Below are 19,205 nucleotides of genomic sequence, written 5' to 3'. Positions count from 1 at the left end.
TCAGCATTTCTAGAATTTTCTTTTGCAATCCGTCAGAAAAAGTGTTTCAATAAGCTTATAGACATGTGAACATTATTTGAACAAAGTTTTTAAGCATTTATTTGTAATTGAATGTGAAGAAAATCACAACAAAACTACCATTCGTAAGGAGTATCAGAACATGAACACACCTAACATTGTTATTCTTGGAGCCGGCTACGGTGGATTGATCACAGCAGTCAACCTTCAAAAGAAACTTGGCGTCGATCAAGCCAACATCACATTGATCAACAAACACGACTATCATTACCAAACTACTTGGTTACATGAACCTGCGGCAGGTACGATGTCAGCAGAACAAGCGCGCATCTATATCAATGATGTCATCAATCCTTCACGCGTCAAACTCGTTAAAGGGATTGTTGAAAAAGTCGATACGGCAAGCAACACAGTGAAACTTCAAGACGGTGGAGCTGTTCCTTACGATTACGTCGTCGTTGCACTCGGTGGCGTTCCAGAGACTTTCGGAATCAAAGGATTGAAAGAGAACGCTCTAACGATCAGCTCATTGAACAGTGTCCGGAAAATCAAAGAACACATCGACTATTCATTCGCAGAATACAAAACGACTGGTTCAACGGATCGTTCACTTCTGACGATCGTCGTCGGTGGAGCTGGATTTACAGGAATCGAGTTCATGGGTGAGCTCGTCAACCGGATTCCAGAGCTTTGTAAACAATACGATATCCCACGCGAACTCGTGCGTGTCGTCAATATCGAGGCAGCTCCGACTGTCCTTCCTGGATTTGATGCAGATCTCGTCAACTACGCACACAAATGGCTTGAGCGCCAAGGGATCGAGTTCAAACTCGGTAACGGCATCAAGGAATGTGGTCCTGGAACGGTTACGTTTGGTCCACTCCAAGGTGATACAACAGAAACGATTGAAGCGAACACAATCATTTGGACAGGTGGCGTCAGTGGGAACCCGGTCGTTGCGGCATCAGGTTTCGAAGCAATGCGTAACCGTGTTGTCGTTGAGGAAGATCTTCGTGTCCCTGGACATGACAATGTCTTCATGATTGGTGACTGTTCAGCAGTCATGGACCCAAGTTCAAACCGTCCATACCCGCCAACAGCACAAATCGCGACACAACAAGCGCACAAAGTCGCTGAAAACATTTCAGCACTCATCGGTGGACGTGAAACATCGACGTTCACATATGAAAATAAAGGAACAGTCGCATCACTTGGTCATAAAGATGGAATCGGTATGGTCTTCGGTAAGAAGATTTATGGTCGTAACGCATCATTCATGAAAAAAGTCATCGACAACAAACATTTCCTTGAACTGAAGAAAATTGGTCTTGCGATCAAAAAAGGTAAATTCTAAGTTCACCTTTTAGGCAAATGTACACTCGTGCATTTGCCTTTTTTGTCGGTTATACTAGACGAAGAGATTTAAAGGGGGAACATTATGCATATTATCCAAGCCGTGATCGGGAGTGTACTTTATCTCGTCATGTTCTTTAGTATTGGTTTTATCTTAAACATGTTGTTACGTAGCACATGGATTATGCTCGTCTTATATCCGGTCATCATCATCATGATGATTGATAATCAGTCGACGCTTGAATATTTTACGAATGCGAAAAAAGCAATTCCAGCGTTAGGTGATCGAATCATGGGTTTGCAGACAGCGGACGTTACGATGTTTGCGGCAGGACTTGCCGGTATCATCATTGCCGGAATGTCGATTCGTTTCCTGCGTAAAAGTGGTTACCAAATGTTTTAAAGCCTACTTGAGTAAGTAGGCTTTTTTAGTGCGTGGAAACACGTTATAATAAAAACAGTGTCTTTAAAAAATGTGTAAGAGCAGATAGGGTTGAGAGCGAATGGATAAACAAATGTACCACGTTATCAAAGTCTTGAATAATAATGTCGTCATTTGTTCGACTGGTGCAAATCAGGAAGTCATTATCCTCGCAAAAGGGATTGGCTTCGGACGGAAGCCAGGCGATCAACTGACGGATCTTGAAAAATTAGAAAAAGTCTATACCTTGAAGGATAAAGAAGAGCAAGACCAATATAAAGCACTCGTCGGGCATTTAGATGAAAATTTCGTCGCCTTGATGAATGATATCGTCTCGATGATTGAAACGCGGTTCGGTAAGCGCGTTGATGAACATATCCATATCGGACTGACGGATCATTTGACGTTTACGTTCAAGCGGCTCGAACAAGGGATGGAGGTCACGAATCCCTTTTTAGCGGAAACGGAAGCTTTATATCCGGAAGAATATGCGCTTGCTGAGGAAATCGTTGAATTTATCAGTGCCGAGATGAATTTTTATCTTCCGCCGGCAGAAACAGGATTCATCGCACTCCATATTCATTCGGCGACGAACTTTAAAGATGTGCTCGAAGTCAATCGTCATCATCAACTCGTCGGATTAATTGCGAGTCATATCGAACAACGGCTAGAAATTAAAATCGATCGAAAATCGTTGGATTATAAGCGTTTAATTCGCCATCTCCGCTCGGCGATTGAAAGGGTTTCCAATGGGGAGTACCTAGAGGCGCCAGAAAAAGTAGAAAAGCTATTGCGTGAAGAATATCCCCTGTGCTATGATACTGCTTGGGAGCTGATGTCCATCATGGAACGTCAGTTGAAGAAAGCGGTACCGCGCGGTGAGGCGACGTATCTTACGATGCATCTGCAACGCTTAGTGCAGTACGATTTAGGTAAATGACCGCACGGACTACGTGTTACTGATACGATCAGGCATGAGTGGGAAGTCGGACAAAATGGTTTATTTCCGTTAGATTCATTTCGCGGGATAAGTGTATTTTGTTCTACAATCCGCTCGTGCCTGATTTTTTTCTGTAAAAATCGGTCGGATGTCTGACTTTTTTCAACCTGTCATTGGTATTATTCATTATTCCTAGATTTTAGATTAAGAGGAGGAAACACACATGTTCAAACAGATTTTCGCTGTTCTTCAACGTGTCGGTAAAGCATTAATGCTTCCTGTTGCGATTTTGCCAGCTGCCGGGATCTTACTTGGATTCGGTAACGCGATGCAAAATCCGAACTTGACGTCAAAACTCGAGTTCTTAAAAAATGATGCGATCATCAAGGTTGCAAAATTGATGGAAGCAGCCGGGGATATCATCTTCGGTAACTTAGCACTCTTATTCGCGGTCGGTGTCGCGATTGGTTTAGCAGGGGACGGCGCAGCCGGACTTGCAGCAATCGTCGGATTCTTGATCATGAACAAAACGATGAGTGTTTGGCTCGGCGTTACACCAGAAATGGTCGCAAACGGTCAAGGGTACGCAAACGTACTTGGTATTCCGACACTTCAAACAGGTGTCTTCGGTGGTATCATCATCGGTTTACTCGCAGCCTGGGCTTACGGTAAGTATCATAATCTTGAATTGCCGCAGTTCCTCGGATTCTTCGCAGGTAAACGTTTCGTTCCAATCGTTACAGCAGTCGTTTCATTGTTCGCAGGTCTTGTACTTGTCTTCGTATGGCCATTCGCTCAAGACGGGTTGAACTCATTCTCTCACTTCATGATGGAGAAAAACCCGACGCTTGCAGCTTTCGTCTTCGGTCTCATTGAGCGTTCATTGATTCCGTTTGGTCTTCACCATATCTTCTACGCACCGTTTTGGTTCGAATTCGGTTCGTACACGAACGCAGCAGGAGATGTTGTCCGCGGTGACCAAGCAATCTTCTTCGCACAGTTAAAAGATAACGTTGAATTAACAGCTGGTACGTTCATGACTGGTAAATTCCCGTTCATGATGTTCGGTCTTCCAGCAGCAGCACTTGCAATGTACCATGAAGCACGCCCAGAGCGTCGCGCAGTCGTTGGTGGTCTTCTTGGATCAGCAGCACTTACAGCTTTCTTAACAGGTATCACAGAGCCAATCGAATTCGCATTCTTATTCGTTGCTCCAATCTTGTTCGCAGTACACGCAGTTTTCGCAGGTCTTTCATTCATGACAATGCAACTCTTGAACGTTAAAATCGGGATGACATTCTCTGGTGGATTGATTGACTTCCTTCTCTTCGGTGTCCTTCCAGGACGTACGCAGTGGTGGCTCGTCATCGTCGTCGGTCTTGTTCTTGCAGTCGTTTACTACGTTGGATTCCGTTTTGCAATCCGCAAGTTCAACCTGAAAACACCAGGTCGTGAAGATGAAGTACAAGAAACTTCATTGGCTCAAGGTTCTGAGCTCGCAGCGGGCATCCTTGACGCACTCGGTTCTGAATCAAACATCAAACATCTTGACGCATGTATCACACGTCTTCGTGTTGAAGTTCTCGACAAGTCGAAAGTCGACAAAAACGAATTGAAAAAACTTGGAGCCGCTGGTGTCCTTGAAGTGGGTAACAACGTTCAAGCGATCTACGGACCAAAATCAGATAACATCAAATCTGAGATCCAAGCCGTCATCAATTCACGTAAACAAGAAAAATCAGTTTAAGTCTTTAAGTAAAGTGAGTCTTCCGAAATCGGGAGGCTCATTTTTTTGTGTTTCAAAGAATTGTTGTGATTAGTTTTGCGGGAGAAAGATTCAGGGTATGAACTAAATAGTCTGGTCAAAAAAAGGAGGGAAATCACTGATGTGGAAAAATGTATTCGGAGTGTTGCAACGGATTGGTAAAGCATTGATGTTACCAGTTGCCATCTTGCCGGCAGCGGGGCTTCTACTGGCCTTTGGTACGGCTTTTCAAAACCCGAACCTGACGCAGTATCTGCCTTTTCTCGAAAATGATTCGCTCGTCGTCATCTGGCGTGTCATGCAAGACGCAGGGGATATCATCTTTGCGAACTTAGGATTACTGTTTGCCGTCGGGGTTGCGATTGGTCTTGCGAATGGGGAAGGGGTCGCAGGGCTTGCTGCAATCGTCGGATTCTTGATCATGAACAAGGTTATCAGTTCATTCCTACAAATCACACCGGAAAAAGTTTCGGAAGCGCAACAATCAAGTGACTTATCGTACGCAACTGTATTAGGGATACCGACCTTACAAATGGGGGTATTCGGAGGGATCATTGCGGGGTTAATTGCCGCATATAGCTATAATAAATTCTTTAAAATCAAACTACCGGACTTTCTTGGATTCTTCGCCGGTAAACGGTTCGTACCGATTGCAACAGCGCTATTCAGTTTAGTCGCTGGTTTTGCACTGTCCTTCATCTGGCCGCCGATCGGGAGTGGGATTAACACGTTTTCGAAAACAATCATCGAGTCAAATGAAACGTTATCAGCCTTCATCTTTGGATTAGTCGAACGGTCACTCATTCCATTCGGCCTTCACCATATTTGGTATTCAAGTTTTTGGTTCCAATTTGGTGAGTATACGGATAAAGCCGGAACGATCGTCAACGGGGACCAGCGAATTTTCTTCGCTCAGTTAAAAGATGGTGTTCCGTTCACGGCCGGGACGTATATGACCGGAAAATATCCGTTCATGATGTTCGGACTTCCGGCAGCTTGTCTCGCGATGTATCATACGGTTGCGAAAGATCGTCGTAAAGCAGTTGAAGGACTCTACTTCTCTGCTGCTTTAACATCGTTCCTGACAGGGATCACAGAACCAGTCGAGTTTTCATTTGTGTTCGTGGCACCGTTATTGTTTGCAGTCCACGCTGTTTTTGCAGGATTGTCATTTATGATCATGGACATCTTGAACGTTAAAATCGGTATGACCTTCTCAGGTGGATTGATTGACTACACCTTATTCGGCATCTTACCGAACAGGACCGCCTGGTGGCTCGTTATACCGGTTGGTTTAGTCTTCGCCGTCATTTATTACTTCGGATTCCGTTTTGTTATCACGAAGTTTGATTTAAAAATTCCAGGACGTGAAGCAATTAAGGAAGGGGCGGCAACAGCTGGTGCGACGGCTGGTGAGCTCCCATATGAGATTCTGCAAGCGTTTGGTGGACCATCGAATATCAAACACCTCGATGCGTGTATCACACGTCTGCGGATTACCGTTAATGATAAATCGGGTGTCAACAAGGATCGTCTGAAAGAACTTGGCGCAGCCGGTGTATTAGAAGTTGGCGATAATGTCCAAGCCATCTTCGGTCCGAAATCAGATGGCATCAAGACGGAAATGGCAGAAATCATGAACGATCCAAATTATCAACCACCTGAAAAACCAGAAGCTGACCCGATTCCGCAAGTTCCGACTGGAGCTGAGTCACGTGGGGAAGAACGGGAAGACTTAGCAGGATCAGGTGGAGAGTATGTACCAAGTGACGGATACGTCTCGCCGCTGAGCGGAACGATTCGTTCGCTTGATGATGTACCAGATCAAGTCTTCTCTGGCCGGATGATGGGGGACGGGTATGCAATCGAACCAACTGAAGGTTATGTTGTTTCTCCAGTGTCCGGTGAAATCACGACCTTCTTCCCAACGAAACACGCGATTGGAATCCTGGCCGATAATGGTGATGAGATTTTAATTCACATCGGAATCGATACGGTTTCACTCGAAGGAAAAGGTTTTGAAGCACTCGCGAAAGCGGGAGATCGTGTTGAGCCAGGAACACCACTGCTGAACGTCGATCTCGAACAAATTCGCCCGCTTGTGCCGTCACTCTTAACGCCGATCATTGTCACGAACAGTGGTGACCGGAAAGTAACGGTTGATATTGGCCGGACGGTTGAAGCAGGAGAGAAAGTCACGTATGAGATTAAATGACGTCATTTAAAAAATAATGAGATCTCGAAATCGTATTCGACGAAATTGTCGGATACGATTTTTTTTGTAGTCCAAAACATTCAGTAATGAGAATTTGCACATATGATGATACAATGAGTAAGCTATTATGAAGATTAGCTATATTTTAAGAAAGAGGTGAGTCGATGGCTTCGACTACAACAGAAACAAAGACAAAGACGAATTATGTCGTTCTTGGATTATTGATTGGGATTTTAGTAGCGGCGATGGACAATACGATTGTTGCAACAGCAATGCCGACGATTGTCAGTGAGCTGAACGGTTTTGATCAATATGCCTGGGTCACGTCCGCTTACATGATCGCGACGGTCGCGGGGATGCCAATTTTCGGTAAGTTAAGTGACATGTATGGGCGGAAACGATTTTTCTTATTCGGTATGTTGCTCTTCATCGCAGGGAGTATCCTGTGTGGTGTCGCAGATTCGATTACAGAGTTATCGATTTATCGTGCCGTTCAAGGACTAGGTGGCGGTGCCTTGATGCCGATTGCTTTTACGATCATTTTTGATATTTTCCCACCAGAGAAACGAGGGAAAGTCAGTGGTTTGTTCGGAGCAGTCTTCGGGATTTCAAGTATTTTCGGACCATTGCTTGGAGCCGTTTTGACGGACGCAATTAACTGGCGCTGGGTGTTTTATATCAACATTCCACTTGGTTTAATTGCATTGGCGCTCGTTTCTTTATTCTATAAAGAATCACCGATTCACCGGACTCAAAAAATTGATTATGCGGGTGCCGCGACATTGGTCGCTGGATTAGTCACGTTCCTGCTCGGGCTTGAACTCGGTGGGAAAGAGTATGCGTGGAGTTCACCACAAATTCTTGGTTTGTTTGGTTTATCACTCGTGTTATTTATCCTCTTTGGTCTGATTGAACGCCGGGCGGCTGATCCGGTCATTACGTTCAGTCTGTTCAGTCGTCGCCTGTTCGCAGCGACGCAAGGAGTCGCATTCTTTTATGGATTCGTCTTCATCTCCGCAAGTGTCTTCATTCCGATTTTCGTCCAAGGTGTCTTTGGCGGCAGTGCGACGAACTCAGGTCTGATCTTGATGCCGATGTTGATTGCTTCAGTAGTTTCGGCGCAACTCGGAGGACGTCTCCCGAATAAATACGGGTTCCGAAATGTCATGATGCTCTCGGCCGTGTTCTTTGTTCTTGGTGTTTATTTATTAAGTACGATGTCACTTGAGACGACACGGACTGCCGTTACGATTTATATGATCATCTTAGGTTTTGGTGTCGGCTTCAGTTTCTCTTTATTGAATCTTGCAAGCATCAATGGCATCGAGATGAAACGTCGTGGTGCGGCGACATCGATGGGCTCGACGTTCCGGACAATCGGGATGACACTTGGTGTAACGATTCTCGGAATCGTTCAATCACGGACGTTTACGTCATCTGTTAGTGAGCAATTACCTGGCGGCAGCGCACCGGACGGTGGACAGTTCCCGACAGCAGCAGCATTTGCGAAGATGCCACCGGAAGTGGCGACAGCGATTAAAACAGCACTTGCAGATTCGATTTCCTCTGTTTATATGTGGGCGTTGATTCCAGCGATACTGGGTGTCATCTTCGTGTTCTTCATGGGTAATGAACGACCAATCTTAAAAGAAGAACAAGGCGATCGACCACAAACGAAACAAGCATAATTCAAGTCATTTTTGATAGGAAAGAGACTGACGTAAAAGGAATCACTCTTTCACACGCGTGTTTTTCTCCAACAGGAAACAGGATACGCTCTCCTGTGGGATTCGAATAAAACGAGTGCATACTTTTTCCTTTTCGATGTGCGGCTTAGATACACATCAGTCAGGACCGAGAAGAATAGATATCGAAAACGCCAATGAGTCCGTATGTGAAAGACGGAATCATCGGCGTTTTTTTGCGTACAGGGCGGAACGTTCATCCTCGACTCCTATGGGAAAAGGAAGCGCGATCAGCGCTTCCGTCAGGAATAGGGAAGACCCGGCATGACCGCATGAAACGCGGGTTGCTGCGGCTTACATTCCGCCCGTGGAAAGCGAGGATGTCGGAACCGTCCGTCACTAAGACTGATGTTAGAGTAACTTTGGAGTCAGCCCTTTTTTTGTATTCAAGAAATCGAGGCTTCTACAGGAAGCGCACAGATGAATATTAGCTTTTGAACTAGGGTGTAGGAAAAGCGACATTGGGCAACATGTGTTATGTAGACGAGTCGAGATGGGGAAGCGCGGTCAGGGCAGGCCATACCTATAAAAACTTTTTAATCTTCATAAGGGTTAGTCTACAGTCTGTATAAATAACGGTTCCTTTTGACGCGACAAAAAAACACGCCCCGAGATGGGACGTGTCCGAAAAAATTATTTTTTAATATCGAATGTCGTGCTGAGGAAGTTGACGACGTCTTCGGCTGTATCCATGTCGAGGACTTGCTCAACGATTGCTTCACACTCTGTTTTGTTCAGGCGCGTCATCAAGCTGCGTGCGCGAAGGACAGAAGAAGCAGACATTGAGAATTCGTCGAGTCCGAGTCCGAGGAGGATTGGGAGTGCGAGTTCTTCTCCCGCCATCTCACCACACATGCCGACCCATTTACCGGCTTTGTGTGCTTCTGTGATGACGTTGTTCAAGAGGTTCAAGATGGCAGGGTTGAACGGTTGGTAGAGATACGAAACTTTTTCGTTCATCCGGTCTGCCGCCATTGTGTATTGAATCAAGTCGTTTGTTCCGACAGAGAAGAAGTCGACTTCTTTCGCGAATTGTTTCGCCATGACTGCTGTCGCCGGAATTTCGACCATCATTCCGACTTCGATGTCGTCAGAAACCGTTACACCTTCACCTTGAAGGTTCGCTTTTTCTTCAAGAAGTAACGCTTTTGCTGCACGGAATTCTTCGAGTGTTGCAATCATCGGGAACATGACAGCAAGTTTGCCGTATGCACTTGCACGAAGCAACGCACGAAGTTGTGTCCGGAACAAGTCAGTTTGGTCCAGGCAAAGACGAATTGCACGGTAACCAAGGAACGGGTTCATTTCGTGTGGAAGGTCAAGGTATGAAAGTTCTTTATCCCCACCGATATCAAGTGTCCGGATGACAACTTTTTTATCGCCCATCGACTCGAGAACTGTTTTGTATGCTGTGAATTGCTCATCTTCCGTCGGGAACGTTTCCGCATCCATGTAGAGGAACTCAGTCCGGTAGAGACCGACTGCTTCCGCACCGTTTTCAAGTACACCTTTGACATCGTTTGGTGTTCCGATGTTTGCTGCAAGCTCGACGTGATGACCGTCTGCTGTAACTGTTTTTTCGTTTTTGAGTTTTTTCCATTCTTCTTTTTGAGCGATATATGCTGAGCGTTTTTCTTCGTACTCTGCGATTTGTTCGCTTGAAGGGTTGACGATGACATCGCCTTCCGCTCCGTCAAGAATCAAGAAATCACCGTGTTTGACTTCAGTCAGGACGACTTTTGTCCCGACGACTGCTGGAATTTCAAGAGAACGTGACATGATCGCCGAGTGCGAAGTCCGTCCACCGATGTTCGTCGCAAAACCTTTTGCGTACTTCCGGTTGAGTTGGGCAGTGTCTGATGGTGTTAAGTCTTCTGCAATGATGATGACTTCTTCGTTGATTTGTGCAGGTGTGACGAATGTAATACCGAGAAGATGTGCCATTGTCCGTTTTGTTACGTCACGGACGTCAGCTGCACGTTCGCGCATGTACTCGTTGTCCATCGATTCAAAGATTGTCACCATCATTTGTGAGACTTCGTAGAGTGCTTGCGCTGCGTTCGTTTTGTCCTCGTCGATTTTTGCGTTGACTTGGCTGACGATTTCAGGATCTTCGAGGATCAACAAGTGAGCTGAGAAGATTTCTGCTTTGTCTGCACCGAGTTCTTTTAATGTGTTCTCACGGATGATTTCGAGTTCACCTTTTGATTGAGCGATCGCTGCCTGGAACCGTTCCTTTTCAGCTGCTGAATCCTCGATTTTATTGTTTGGAATGTCAAAGACAGGTGTTTCCATCACGAATGCCTTTGCAATCGCGATCCCTGCAGAAGCGCCAATTCCCTTGATATGTTGTGCCATGTGCATTACCCTCTTTTCAGTAAGTTTTTTTCGCCGCAACGACGTCGTTTCTCTGCTATCTATAGATACCCATAAACGCATCTCTCTTAACGGGTCGACTGCGAACTCTCCCTTTGAATGAAAACGTAGACATTTCTGTCGTTACCAAAATGAACGTTTCTATGAAGTGCCTGTACTTTTCACCTGTTAATCCTATCACATTGTGAAACGGGCAACAATTGTTTGGAGCCGTGCATTTCGACAAATTACCGAACGTCAAAAATGAGAGCGTTTTCAAGCTGCGTGATGGCTATCAGTTGGAAAATGGCGCAAAACACTTCATACTTATTAGTAACACTAAAGGGGGATTTTTAAGATGCGATTAAAACAAGTAGATCAGCAAGCAGACATCGAAGTACTCGTCGTCGGTATCTCAGGAAATGCACAAATGGAAGAACGGATTCAGGCACTTTATCCGGAGCGGTTTGATGAGTGGGTCCGCGGTGGAGATATTTCGACGAAACAAGGCGAACTCCGGTTATTGCCGACGTTGACGGGGACGATTGCCCGTGTGTTATTTGTCGGTCTTGGTAAAGCGGACCGTCTATCTCAAGATGAGTTACGTCGACTGTTAGGAAAAGCCGCCCAATTTTTAAAAGTCCGGAAGCTATCGAACGTCACGGTTGATGCTGCGACATTCCCGGGGAAACCTGCCGAGTTGATCGCTGAGACGTTTGCACTTGCTACATATGACGTCAAACACTACAAAACAGGTCCAAGCGTTTCGTACGAACTCGATTTGACGATTTGGTCCGATGAAGGGGAACAAGAAGCAGTACGCGGGCATGCCCTCGCTGAAGCAACGAACTTAGCCCGTCGTCTCGTCACGATGCCTGGGAACATCCTGACGGCGCCGGCACTCGCTGACGAAGCTCGTTTCATTGCGGAACGTCATGGACATGCGTTAAAAGTCATTGAAAAAGAAGAAATGGAAGCACTCGGCATGGGGGCGATGCTTGCCGTCAATCAAGGCTCGACAATCCCGCCGAAAATGATCGTCCTCGAATATAAAGGGGCGGGTGATGCAGCACCAATCGCCGTCGTAGGAAAAGGTGTCACGTTCGATACAGGTGGTTACTCGATTAAACCGAAAGACGGTATCGTCGGCATGAAGGGGGACATGGGGGGTGCAGCAGCCGTCCTCGGCTTATTCGAAGCCCTCGGTCGACTCAAGCCGAACGTCAACATCCTTGGAGTGATTCCGGCAACGGACAATATGATTTCAGGTGATGCCTTCAAGCCGGATGATGTCATTACATCGATGGCAGGAAAAACGATTGAAGTCTTGAATACGGATGCGGAAGGGCGTCTCGTCTTAGCGGACGCTGTCACCTATGCAAAAGAATACAATCCGAAAATGATTATTGATCTCGCGACATTGACGGGTGGAGTGCTCGTTGCGCTCGGGACAGAAATCACGGGAGCCTTAACGAACGACCAAGCTTTGTACAGCCGTTTTGAAACCATCACAAAAGAGACGAACGAGATGATTTGGCAGATGCCGTACGTCGATCAATTCATTAAACAAGTGCGCCGTTCGGAAGTCGCTGATTTAAATAACTCACCGGGACGGATGGGACACATGATCTTTGGCGGAGCGTTCGTTGGTGAATTCGTCGGGAAAACGCCATGGCTCCATCTTGATATCGCCGGAACATCAGAGCAAAAATCAGCATCGGAGCTTGGTCCAAAAGGAGCGACAGGTGTCATGGTTCGAAGTCTTTACCGGTTCGCTGAACAAGAAGGATGAGATGGCTGAACGTCCTCTTACTCATCATGACGGTGCTCAGCATCGTCTGGTATGTAGAGTCGGGTTCACGCGTTTCGCTAGCATGGGCTACGTTTTTAGGAGTCTTCACGGTCTTGTCATTACTGAAGGTGCTACGGGAGAAAACGAATGCGCGTCACCGGGATTGACGCGGCAAAAGCCGGCTGGGTCGCTGTCTCGATTGAAGAGGGTCAGTTTTCCTATCAAATCGTCGAACACCTCAATCAACTCGAAAATAGCGACGTGCTCTACATCGACATGCCGATCGGGCTTGAAACAGACACAAGACGAACCGTCGATCAGCTGTTACGAAATGAGCTGAAGCCGGGGCGGACGAGCAGCGTCTTCAATGCACCATTAGTGTCGGCGCTTGATGCATGTGACTATGCCACCGCGAACGCGCAGTCAAAACAAGCGGCAGGACTTGGCTTATCAAAACAAGCCTGGTACTTGTTACCGAAGATTCAGGAAGCGCGTAGTTATTACCGGGACGGGATGTACGAGTCGCATCCGGAAGTTTGTTTTGCTCGCTTGACCGGTCACCCGGCCCGCCATAACAAAAAGACGGTCCAGGGGATAAAGGAGCGGACAGAATTGTTACGACAGTTCGCATGTCCTGCTTTTTGGGAACAATCCGTCAAAGGGGTTGCGACTGACGACTGGATTGATGCCTGTCTGCTTGCCGTCGCGGCGACTTGTCCGGTGGAATATCTCCCGAACCATCGACCGGTTGATGCGACGGGTCATCCCTTATATGCGGCAGCACCTAAAAAATCACCCTCACCGGAATGGTGTGGGTGATCCTTTAATAAAGTCCCATAAATAATGAAAGATTTGTGCATTATATAACGCTTTGATGATGACGGCGACGAGCGGTCCGAGAATCAGACCGAAGACCCCGAAAAATTTAATCCCGACGAACAAGGCAATCAGTGCCGTAATCGGCTGGATGCCGATATTGTCACCGACGATTTTCGGTTCCATGATATTACGTTGCAAAATGACGACTGCATACAGAATACCAAGTCCGATCGCAAGTCCCGTATCTCCTGTGATGATCGAGTAAGCAATCCACGGTAAAAAGACAGACCCTGTACCTAGATACGGCAAGATGTCAAAGAAAGCGGCAATAAAAGCAATCGCAAACGGATGATCGACACCGAGAACCAAAAGACCGATTAAGACGATGAAAAATGTAATCGTAATCAATGTCAATTGGGCTTTGATGTAGCCGAACAGGGCGGACCGAAGACTCGAAACGACCGTTTCTGCACGTGCGAACCAGGGGAACATCTCATACTGTTTCATCCTGAGTTCATATTTGTGCCAGTCTTTCGCGAGGAAAAACCAGGCGAGCAGAACGATGACGAGAATCAAGGCGATTGAAGGTAAGGTCGCTAACACACTTTGTAACATCGTGGCGATACTTTTAGATCCCTCGCCGATGAAGCTTGCAAGTGAGCTTCCGAGTGATTCGATACTGTTTTGAACCGTATTCTGTTGTGACGGACCGAGTGACCGGAGCGCTTCCGAAGCGTCGTTCCACATCGGGGCCAATTTGTCATTGTAAAGCTTTTGGAAATAGAGACTGAGTTCCTGGATTTGGTCCGGGAGTTGATTGGCGACGAAGACGAGTCCTCGAATCAGTTGCATGACAATCAAGACGAGTGAACCAATCAAAAGACCGCTCATTAAGATGATGGACAATAACGCACCCCAACCACGGTTGAGTCGAAGACGTTTTTGGAAAAAGTCGACAAGCGGACGACTGAGTAGGGCTAATAAAAATGCGAAGACGAACGGATACATCAACGAAGACAGGCGGATGATGATAAAACCTGTGAGAAACAAGGCGAGTATGACACCGATGAAACGAGCCAATTGCCAAAGACGTTCAGTCGACACGAGCAACACCTCTTATATATATGTAATACCATCATCATAGCATGTTAAGGAACGAGAACGTAGTTCAAACAGAGGAGGAATTTCGATGAAACGAAAAGAAGTGGGACTAATGGTTTCCTTGGCGATCGCAAGTGGTGTAGCCGTCCGTGAATGGCGTAAAAACCGAAAATTTACTGAGCAGTATCAACGACAAACGCAGCGGCAGTTGATTAAAGAAATGACGGAGGTCGAGACGGATGCAGGAGATGATTCTACTTCAACAAAAAGTCGATGAGACGATTCGAGCGTTAGGTGGTTATTTTCGTCCGCTCTCTGGCCTCGCGCGCTTGATTGAAGAAGTCGGGGAAGTGGGAGAAGCGTTAGAAAAAGAGGACACGACGTTACTGTGTGCCGAGCTCGTCGACGTGTTAATGATTTCAACATGTCTGTCAAACCAATACGTGACCGATTTAGCCTCGGAGCATCAGCAGTTGAAAACAGAACAGGACGAAGCGGACGCCTCGTTTTACCGACTCGTTCATGAAGCAGGTCAGGTCGCCCGGGTCATGAACGGCTACGAAGGAGACAAGCCACCGAAAAAGACAGATGCAACGCTTACGGTCGGTACGTCACTCGCCCGTCTGCAGCGCGAGTTGTTCCGGTTTGCCCGTCCATTAGGTCTTGATTTGTTAAAAGAAATCGATCGGACGAATGAAAAGAACCTCGTGCGTGACAGTAAGCGTTTCGCACTGACACGAGACCCCATTACGGAGGCGACGATTGATCATTACCGGAGTGCGACCGGCAGTGAGGAGCGACTCTGGGGTGCGCCGGTGTATGAAGCGGAACGTTCCTTAGAAGAGAACATCCAACAGGCACTACCGTCGTTGCGACGCTTTTTACGGTGTGCTCGTAATGAGGGAATCGAGGCATTTGTTCTGGAAGCACCGATTGAGCGAAGTGATCAATTGGTCGCTGTCAAAGAACAAGCAGAAGAAATCGGACGGATCATCAAGGAACAAACCCCTTTGTCCTTTAAAGAAGCCCCGTACCGAATCGATGTATATGCTTCACAGTTAGGGCCGGTGTCACCGTTTCACTCAGAGGACGAACACCGGATGTTTTTGTTGCTTTATATTGATGCGTAATTAGAAAATGACGCTAAAAAGCGAACCGCCTCGTAAGGTGGTTCGCTTTTTGTGTGTTGAAAGAAAACGGTCGGGAAAATCATGTCAGACGATCAGCAACTGCCGTTCGTTGTTCAAGTTGTTGCATGAAGCGAGAAATACGATGGATGGCTTCTTGCAGTTGTTCGATTGAACTGGCATAGCTTGCGCGAACATAACCTTCACCACTCGCCCCGAAGACGGAACCAGGAACGACGGCAACACGTTCTGCTAGTAACAGTTGTTCTGCAAAGGCTTCACTCGTCAAACCCGTATCTCCGATGTATGGAAAGGCATAGAAGGCGCCCCCGGGTGAATGAGTCGGGAGACCGGCTTCATTCAAAGCTTTGACGAAGTAGTTACGACGTTGGCGATAACTACGGACCATGTCAGGAACCGTCTTGTGGCGTGAACGGAGTGCTTCGATCCCAGCGAATTGGACGAGCGTCGGTGCACACATCATGCCGTACTGATGGACTTTCAGCATACACGCCGTGATTTCTTTTGGCGCACAGGTAAAACCGAGACGCCAACCTGTCATCGCAAAGGCTTTTGAGAAACCATTGATGACAATCGTGCGCTCCCGCATTCCAGGTAACGTCGCGAAGCACGTCGCCTCTTCCTCATACGACAACTCTGCATAGATTTCGTCACTGATGACATATAAATCATGTTTGTTTGCGAGGAGGGCGAGATCTGCGAGTTGATCGCACGTCATGACAGAACCGGTCGGGTTGGACGGAAAACAAAAAATGATGGCCTTCGTCCGTGCCGTGATCTTGGCTTCAATCGTCTCAGGAAGAATGGCGAAGCCGTCTTCCGGGCGACAGGCAGCAGCAACAGGAATTCCGCCTGCGAGCTCAATTAAAGGCGCGTACGAGACAAATGCCGGTTCGACGACGATGACCTCGTCACCAGGATTAATCAGCGTCCGAAAAGCTAAGTCAAGTCCTTCGGATGCACCGGTCGTGACGATGATTTCGTCTTCGACTTGATACTCGATTGCAAATTTTTCGTGCATATAGTTTCGGATTTCTTGCCGTAACTCGACTAAACCGGCATTGGCGCTATATGCCGTATACCCTTGCTCGAGTGCTGCGAAGCTTGCTTCCCGGACGTTCCACGGGGTGACGAAGTCGGGTTCGCCGACGCCGAGCGAGATGACATCTTCCATTGAACCGGCTAAGTCGAAGAAGCGACGGATGCCGGACGGTGCTAATTGTTCGACGCGTTCAGAAAGTGACTTCATGGAGACACCTTCAATCGTTTATCGCCGTCATCCTGACTGAAGAGGACACCATCGTGTTTGTATGTCTTCAAACGGAAATGGGTCGTCGTCGAAATGACGGAATCGAGTGTCGATAGTTTTTCCGAGACGAATTGCGAGACTTCCTGAAGCGACTTTCCGTCAAGGACGACTTGTAAGTCATAAGCACCTGACATCAAGTAGAGCGACGTGACTTCCGGGAAACGATGAATCCGTTCTGCGACTTCATCAAAGCCGCGGCCCCGTTTCGGTGTAACTTTGACATCGATGAATGCCGTGACGCCATGGTGGGAATTGATTTTTTGCCAATCGATGACTGCCGTATAACCTAACAAGACACCATCTTGTTTAAAACGGGCAATCGAGTCGATGACTTCGTCGACTGGCAGGTCGAGCATTTGAGCAGCGAGTGTCGAATCGACAGGACCACTTTGTGATAGTAACTCTAAGAGTTCTAATTGTTTTTCTGTATACACGGGATTCACTCGCTTTCTGTCAATTGTCCGTCAAACGTCCGGCGTGTCTCACGTAACCGGGCACGGCGTTCAGACTGAACAATATGAAAATTTTTCATTTCGGTCGTTGGCAACTCGTGTTTAGCGACGAGACGGTCGAAGTAGACTTTTCGTGCCGCATCTTGCTGAGCGGATTGATGATTACCGGACGGATTAAAGGCATAGAGGACCGTTGCGCGTGCTGGATGAAGCACGAGGTGGTCCTTCCCGACACGGAGAATCCAGTCCCAGTCCCAGTAGTTGAAGACGTCTTCATCAAACGCACCAAGTGTTTGGTGAAGTGATTTGCGATACATTGATCCGGATGGGATGAACGTCGAGTCTTGCTTCATCGCGTCACGGTCATATGGATAGGCGAATGGCTCCGTATCGATGACGGTCCGGCGTCCATTCTCCCAGCGATACGTAAAGAGTTCGGCATCTGCATACGTCAAGTCTGCCCCGGCTTCTAAATCGCCGAGCGATTCCTCGATATGAGAAGGCAACAATAAATCATCATCATCATGGAGCAAGATGAATTGACCGTTCGCGATTGTCACGCCGTGGTTGCGAGCCCGGACGTGATGATTTTCAGGTAAGTCGACATGGATAAGTGTTAAGCGGTCTTCAAAAGCACGTACGACGGGAATAATCGAGTCGCCGTTGTTGTTCAAAAGAATCACTTCGAAATCTTGATAGTATTGACGGGTCAATGCTTCAAGCGCCTCAGATAACTCACGTGGGCGATTGTACGTCGGGATGATGACAGATACCATTGGCATGAGAATCGGCTCCTTCAACAAAGACACCTGCAACATCCAGGTGTCTTCATGTATTCCTTACATCTGTTCTTCGATAACTGGAAGTAATTCATTCCATTCAGCGGCTGGTTCTTTCGTTACTGTGACAAAATCACCGTAAGCGAAGAGATTATCGATGCCATCGATCGTAATCAATGCTGCGAGTAATGCGTCCTCTGGTGTATCGTCTTTTTTGACACTCGTACTTTTTGAGCCGAAACGGTCTCCGTCGAGCGTGATTTTTACTGAGTTCGGGTTTGGTGTGTAGTCTACTTGCATAATAAGTCTCCTTTCAAAGTTCACACGAATCTTCGCACAAAAGTAAATTCGTTGCGAGTGTTGTTAGTTCCTGCTGATCAGGTTGTTCCCCAAACGATTCTTCAAATATTTCACCAATTGCTTGTGCAAGTGGGCTTACTTGATCATGAATCGTTAATAGCACTAGTATAGCAGACATTTCCGTTGGATAATTTCCTTCCCCTAAATCAAATGGATCGTATTTATACAAGAGTTGTTCTAAAGATTTTTTCATGCCATCCTCCTTTAATTCAATTAAATATTAATACAAAATAAAGAACATAAAAAAACAAAAATAAGAAAGGATCAAATGAACTTGAAAAAAGCTTGATGCTTTATCTCATAATAGTTTTTAAATGTCTCAAATGCCTTTAAATTGCGAGTCGATAAATTTGATTATTCATCCTATTAGTGTTCTATTAAAGTCAAGGATTGTATTAAATAAAATGTGCGGTTAATCTACATATTGTATTGTTAGAGTTATATGGGTCCCTAAATGGTCAATATATAGTTTGGGATTCGTCTCAATCGGTTATAGAGTTTATAACACTATAACCGATTGAGACGAATTCTATTTTTTATGATAGAAGTGGTAATTATGTTATACATAATGTTGTTTTATCAACTATTTCATTTTTGGATTCTAATAAAATTTATATAAATAATGCACAAAAG

Annotated in this window: 18 protein-coding genes; 11 read left to right on the top strand and 7 right to left on the bottom strand. The window is 46.5% G+C overall.

The window, feature by feature from the left end:
* Positions 1 to 160: 160 nt before the first annotated feature.
* The 6 genes from A0126_RS11370 to A0126_RS11345 all read left to right on the top strand — a co-directional run bounded on the left by A0126_RS11370 (position 161) and on the right by A0126_RS11345 (position 8,400).
* Positions 161 to 1,372 (top strand): NAD(P)/FAD-dependent oxidoreductase, encoded by a 1,212-nt coding sequence (locus tag A0126_RS11370; RefSeq protein ID WP_088837678.1) that lies wholly within the window; start codon positions 161 to 163, stop codon positions 1,370 to 1,372.
* Positions 1,373 to 1,456: 84 nt separating this feature from the next.
* Positions 1,457 to 1,774 carry a YuiB family protein gene (locus tag A0126_RS11365; RefSeq protein WP_029331243.1) on the top strand — a complete coding sequence of 106 codons (318 nt, stop codon included), beginning with the start codon at positions 1,457 to 1,459 and terminating at the stop codon, positions 1,772 to 1,774.
* Positions 1,775 to 1,874: 100 nt separating this feature from the next.
* On the top strand, positions 1,875 to 2,732 hold the full coding sequence (gene glcT, locus A0126_RS11360; protein WP_029331241.1) for a glucose PTS transporter transcription antiterminator GlcT: 858 nt from the start codon (positions 1,875 to 1,877) through the stop codon (positions 2,730 to 2,732).
* A gap of 223 nt (positions 2,733 to 2,955) precedes the next feature.
* Positions 2,956 to 4,479: a glucose-specific PTS transporter subunit IIBC gene (gene ptsG / locus A0126_RS11355; RefSeq protein WP_088837677.1), complete on the top strand. Its 1,524-nt coding sequence runs from the start codon at positions 2,956 to 2,958 to the stop codon at positions 4,477 to 4,479.
* Positions 4,480 to 4,618: 139 nt separating this feature from the next.
* Positions 4,619 to 6,712 (top strand): glucose-specific PTS transporter subunit IIBC, encoded by a 2,094-nt coding sequence (ptsG, locus tag A0126_RS11350; protein ID WP_029331239.1) that lies wholly within the window; start codon positions 4,619 to 4,621, stop codon positions 6,710 to 6,712.
* Between the two features lie 164 nt (positions 6,713 to 6,876).
* On the top strand, positions 6,877 to 8,400 hold the full coding sequence (locus tag A0126_RS11345) for an MDR family MFS transporter (protein WP_088837676.1): 1,524 nt from the start codon (positions 6,877 to 6,879) through the stop codon (positions 8,398 to 8,400).
* 690 nt (positions 8,401 to 9,090) lie between these two features.
* On the opposite strand, the gene ptsP is transcribed toward A0126_RS11345, so the two are convergent.
* Entirely contained in the window at positions 9,091 to 10,815 is a 1,725-nt protein-coding gene (gene ptsP, locus A0126_RS11340) for a phosphoenolpyruvate--protein phosphotransferase (protein WP_088837675.1), read from the bottom strand.
* 355 nt (positions 10,816 to 11,170) lie between these two features.
* Between ptsP and A0126_RS11335 the strand changes: the two genes are divergently transcribed.
* Genes A0126_RS11335 through A0126_RS11330 form a run of 3 tightly spaced genes read left to right on the top strand, consistent with a single transcriptional unit; the run spans position 11,171 to position 13,423 of the window.
* Positions 11,171 to 12,604: a leucyl aminopeptidase gene (locus A0126_RS11335; RefSeq protein WP_088837674.1), complete on the top strand. Its 1,434-nt coding sequence runs from the start codon at positions 11,171 to 11,173 to the stop codon at positions 12,602 to 12,604.
* Positions 12,601 to 12,771: a hypothetical protein gene (locus A0126_RS19165; RefSeq protein ID WP_157898492.1), complete on the top strand. Its 171-nt coding sequence runs from the start codon at positions 12,601 to 12,603 to the stop codon at positions 12,769 to 12,771. Before A0126_RS11335 ends, A0126_RS19165 begins: the two co-directional genes overlap by 4 nt.
* Positions 12,752 to 13,423, top strand: a complete 672-nt coding sequence (locus A0126_RS11330) for a DUF429 domain-containing protein (protein WP_088837673.1) — start codon at positions 12,752 to 12,754, stop codon at positions 13,421 to 13,423. The genes A0126_RS19165 and A0126_RS11330 overlap by 20 nt, the downstream gene beginning before the upstream one ends.
* Here A0126_RS11330 and ytvI read toward each other — a convergent pair.
* The gene (ytvI, locus tag A0126_RS11325; protein ID WP_088837672.1) at positions 13,403 to 14,527 is read right to left on the bottom strand and encodes a sporulation integral membrane protein YtvI; all 1,125 of its coding nucleotides are present in this window, start codon (positions 14,525 to 14,527) and stop codon (positions 13,403 to 13,405) included. The two genes, A0126_RS11330 and ytvI, sit on opposite strands and share 21 nt — an antisense overlap.
* Before the next feature lie 85 nt (positions 14,528 to 14,612).
* Between ytvI and A0126_RS11320 the strand changes: the two genes are divergently transcribed.
* Together A0126_RS11320 and A0126_RS11315 are read left to right on the top strand one after the other, a co-directional pair.
* Positions 14,613 to 14,801 (top strand): hypothetical protein, encoded by a 189-nt coding sequence (locus A0126_RS11320; RefSeq protein ID WP_088837671.1) that lies wholly within the window; start codon positions 14,613 to 14,615, stop codon positions 14,799 to 14,801.
* Positions 14,764 to 15,654 carry a MazG nucleotide pyrophosphohydrolase domain-containing protein gene (locus A0126_RS11315; RefSeq protein ID WP_239456742.1) on the top strand — a complete coding sequence of 297 codons (891 nt, stop codon included), beginning with the start codon at positions 14,764 to 14,766 and terminating at the stop codon, positions 15,652 to 15,654. The genes A0126_RS11320 and A0126_RS11315 overlap by 38 nt, the downstream gene beginning before the upstream one ends.
* A gap of 79 nt (positions 15,655 to 15,733) precedes the next feature.
* Here the strand turns inward: A0126_RS11315 and A0126_RS11310 are convergent, their stop codons facing one another.
* The 5 genes from A0126_RS11310 to A0126_RS11290 are packed head-to-tail and all read right to left on the bottom strand — an operon-like array spanning position 15,734 to position 18,765.
* The gene (locus A0126_RS11310) at positions 15,734 to 16,921 is read right to left on the bottom strand and encodes an aminotransferase (protein WP_088837670.1); all 1,188 of its coding nucleotides are present in this window, start codon (positions 16,919 to 16,921) and stop codon (positions 15,734 to 15,736) included.
* Entirely contained in the window at positions 16,918 to 17,415 is a 498-nt protein-coding gene (locus A0126_RS11305) for an Lrp/AsnC family transcriptional regulator (protein WP_051667304.1), read from the bottom strand. The genes A0126_RS11310 and A0126_RS11305 overlap by 4 nt, the downstream gene beginning before the upstream one ends.
* Positions 17,416 to 17,420: 5 nt before the next feature.
* Complete coding sequence (locus tag A0126_RS11300) at positions 17,421 to 18,215, bottom strand: glycosyltransferase family 2 protein (protein WP_029331229.1); 795 nt, start codon at positions 18,213 to 18,215, stop codon at positions 17,421 to 17,423.
* 57 nt (positions 18,216 to 18,272) lie between these two features.
* Positions 18,273 to 18,512: a NifU N-terminal domain-containing protein gene (locus A0126_RS11295; protein WP_088837669.1), complete on the bottom strand. Its 240-nt coding sequence runs from the start codon at positions 18,510 to 18,512 to the stop codon at positions 18,273 to 18,275.
* A 13-nt stretch (positions 18,513 to 18,525) separates the two neighbouring features.
* Positions 18,526 to 18,765, bottom strand: coding sequence for a DUF1871 family protein (locus tag A0126_RS11290; protein ID WP_088837668.1), 240 nt, complete (start codon positions 18,763 to 18,765; stop codon positions 18,526 to 18,528).
* Positions 18,766 to 19,205 lie beyond the last annotated feature (440 nt).

It is taken from the genome of Exiguobacterium sp. N4-1P (genome assembly GCF_002214325.1).
The sequence above is the reverse complement of the archived record's forward strand: the minus strand, read 5'-3'. Positions and strand labels throughout refer to the sequence as shown.